The organism is Streptomyces rhizosphaerihabitans (genome assembly GCF_025399795.1).
GTDB classification, from domain to species: Bacteria; Actinomycetota; Actinomycetes; order Streptomycetales; family Streptomycetaceae; genus Streptomyces; species Streptomyces rhizosphaerihabitans.
The window spans coordinates 1-3,353 of the sequence record NZ_JAODTZ010000128.1 but is presented as its reverse complement, the minus strand read 5'-3'; the positions used below and the strand labels follow the sequence as shown (position 1 = coordinate 3,353).

Here is a 3,353-nt window from a genome sequence, read left to right as displayed (position 1 = left end):
GGCACGGGGCGAAAGGTGCCGGGCCCCGCGGACGCCGGGAGGGCGAGCTCGTGCAGGGCGAGTTCGTCCAGGAGGGCGTGCAGCAGCAGGGGGCTGCCGCCGCTGGACTCGTAGAGGAACGCGGCGTGTTCACCCGCCCCGGCGCGTTCGGCCAGCGCGCTCACCTCCGGACGCCCGAGCCGCTCCAGCCGGATCCGGCTGGGCGCCGGCCCGTGCGCCGGGCCGGCCAGGGACAGCGGGCCGCCGCTCTCGTGGCCGGCCGTGCCGGCCACGACCAGCAGCACGCGGGCGGGCCGTGCGCGGTACGCGAGGTGCCGCACGAACGCGAGGGACTCCTCGTCGGCGTACTCGACGTCGTCCACGCACAGCACCAGCGGGCTGCCCCCGCTCACCGCGCGCAGTTCGGCGCACAGCGCCCGCAGGTGCCCGATACCCGGTGCCCGCTCCGCGGTGTTCTCCCACCGCCGCGGCCCGCAGCGGTGGGCCAGCAGCTGGCGGACCACGCCCCACGCGGTCCGGCGCCCGGCCGGGGAGCCGGTCGCGCACAGCACCACGGCTCCCGCAGCCGCGGCCCGTTCGATCAGCCCGTGCACGAGCGCGCTCTTACCGCACCCCGTGGGGCCTTCCACCAGGACGGTGCGCGAGCACCCCTCGGCGCAGTCCGTGAAGGCGTCCGCCAAGGTCTTGATCGCCGTGGTCCTGCCGACCAACGTCACAGCCGTCCCGTCTCGCTGGGGCCACTCCTGACCCCCGCCAGCCTCACCGCGCCCCCTACAGAGGCGGTGGAGCCGCGGCGGAACGCGCCGCGCCGCGCACGCACCCGGCCGGTCGGCCGGAGTCCGGGAAAGCCGCAGGAGCTCGCTGAAGGATCCGGGGCCGGGGTGCAGCCGTTCTCCGGCACCTCTCCAGCGCGGACGGCCATGGTGGGGCGGGACAGCCGCAACAGCCGCCGGCCGCACGGGACGACGGACCACGGACCATGAGGAAAGGCCTTGGTGTGACGCCCACGCTGACCGAGCCCCTCAGCGGGGCGTTGCACGAACTCCTCACCGCCCGCTGCCTGCGGGAGCGCAACAAGGAACTCGTCCTCGCGCTGGTCGCGGCAGGCAACCGGGGCGAGGCCAATCCGCTCACCCGCCACTGGGCGGCCCCTGCGGGCCCGGGCGGGCGAGCGCTGCCCGACGGGCTGGGGCTGACCGTCGAGAGCATCCTGGCCGAGGGCGACACCGTCGTGCTGCGGGCCACCGCGCGCGCCGGACGGGCGGCCTGGTCGCTGGTCGCCGAGCTCCGCTTCGACGCCGCGGGCCGCCTCACGCAATGCCACGACCTGCTCGTCCCCGGGACGACGACAGCGAACTGACCCGGCCCCCAACCGGCATCAACACCCCAACCCCCAGCCCCAACCCTCAGCCCCGGCCTCCAGCCCCCGGCAAGAATCCGAGCGCCCACCGGCCGGCCCCAGCCGTCGGACACCACGACTCCCCAAAGCTTCGCGGCGGGTTCGACGCGGTGCGTCGGGCGGACACGACGGTGACCGCAGTCGGCCGCACTCGTGTCCGCCCGCAGGACGGAGCCGACACCCGCCGGCCGCACCGCGCCGTCCGCCCACCCGGCGGCGCAGTAATGACCGGGGCCCGCAGCAGGACACCCGCAGACAGCAACGGTCGCGGCGCTCGCGGGCGCGGGCGGGCTGCGTCACCGGGTACGCGGCGGGCGCACGCGGCCCCGGCGGTGCCCTCCGGCGCCTGGTGCCGGGACACCGCCCGCCCGCACACGGCCGGGACGTACGCCGGACTCCGGCTGCCTGAAGGCTGCTTCGACCGGGCGGTGCGGTGCGCCCCGGACCACGAGGAGTTCGGTGCCGCTGCGCCGGTGGACGGCGCCCGGCGCCTGCGGCAGGAGCTGACGGGGCGGACGGTGGTCGGGTGGTCGGGCAGGCCGGGCGGGTGTCGCCGGGCGGGCCGTGTCCGGGTGTCCAGGACGCACGAACGCAGGTCGGGGACGGTTCGGGGGCTGCTGGAGAAAACGGACGGACGGGACGCGGCGGAGCTAGCGTGGCAAGGCCGAGCGTGAGGGGGCCGGCCATGGCAGAGCACCGCACCGGCAGGCACGTACCTTCGCCGCAGCCGCAGCCGCAGCCGCAGCCGCAGCCGCAGCCGCAGCCGCAGCCGTGTGCCTGCCGGATGCCCGGATGCCCGGATGCCCGGGTCTCCGGTGTGCGGTGGGCCGGGCCGGTGGTGTGTGCGCGGCCCGGCGCCGGGTGCGTATCCGGGGGCGTCTCCCGCCGCCCGGTCCGCCGGGTGTCCCGTCCCCGCGGCGCCGCTGCCGCTCGGGGGGAGAAGAGCAGGCCGTCAAGGCGCCTCTCATGGCGGCGGGTGCGTGCTGTGTGCTGCGCCTCGCGGGGCACGGCGCGCCGGCCGGTGTGCCGGGCCGGCGGACAGACGTTCGTTCCGTACGGGGTGGTGTTCAGGAAGGGGAGGCGATGAACGACGGCCGGCCTACGGGCGTATGCGCGGTGATCGACCCCGGACAGGGAGCCCACGGCACCCTGGAGCTGTACGGGCCACTGGACACCGCCTGCTTCCACCGGGCGCTGCACCGCATCGCGGAGATCCGGCCCGGTGTCCGGCAGCCGGGGCCGCGGCTGCTGCGGCACGGTCCCGGCCGGTACACCGTCGAACTCCCCGGCGGCGACCAGGCGTCGGCGCCCTACCCCGTCGGCCTGCTCGCCGACCTGCTCACCGCCACCCCCACCCCCGAACCCGAACCCGGGCCCGGACCCACCCCTCAACCCGGGGCCGGGCCTGAGGGCCGGTCGGGTGCCGGGCCGGTCCTGGGAGGGGCCGGCCGGCCCTGCGGGACGCTGCCGCGCACCCAGCCGCTCACCCCGCTGCAGCAGCAGCGGCTCGCCGATGCCCTGGCCTGGCCCGGCCACCAGGTCGAGCAGGTCCTCTGGCGCTGGTACGGCCCCCTGGACACCGCACGTTTCGAGGCGGCCTGGCAGGCCGTCAGCGAGCGCGAGAGCGTGCTGCGCACCGCTTTCGTCTGGGATCCGCAGCCGCGCGCGGTCGTCTTCGACCGGGGTGTCACGGACGTCGTGCGCCACCCGCACAACACGGTGATCCGGCGCGCGGTGCTGTCGGCCCGTGAGCGGGCCCGCGCCTTCGACCTGCGGCGCCCCGCGGCGGTGCGCGTCGCGCTGCTGGACAGCGGCCCCGCCCACGCCGCAACGCCCTTCACCGACGTACTCCTCACCTATCACCGTGCCCTGCTGGACAGCTGGAGTGCCCGGCTGCTGATGCGCGAGTGCTGCCGCGCCTACCTCGCCGACGGGGTGCTGCCCGGCGGCGAAC

At 76.7% G+C, this 3,353-nt stretch carries 3 protein-coding genes; 2 read left to right on the top strand and 1 reads right to left on the bottom strand.

Features of this window, described 5'->3' with window-relative positions; genetic code table 11:
- Positions 1-716, bottom strand: a 716-nt coding sequence (locus N4G66_RS44885) for an ATP-binding protein (protein WP_261710106.1), incomplete at its 3' end; no start/stop codon positions are given.
- A 281-nt stretch (positions 717-997) separates the two neighbouring features.
- On the opposite strand from N4G66_RS44885, the gene N4G66_RS44880 reads away from it, so the two are divergent.
- On the top strand, positions 998-1,360 hold the full coding sequence (locus N4G66_RS44880) for a hypothetical protein (protein ID WP_261710105.1): 363 nt from the start codon (positions 998-1,000) through the stop codon (positions 1,358-1,360).
- A 1,122-nt stretch (positions 1,361-2,482) separates the two neighbouring features.
- Positions 2,483-3,353: condensation domain-containing protein (locus N4G66_RS44875; RefSeq protein WP_261710104.1), on the top strand; the 871-nt coding region annotated here is incomplete at its 3' end.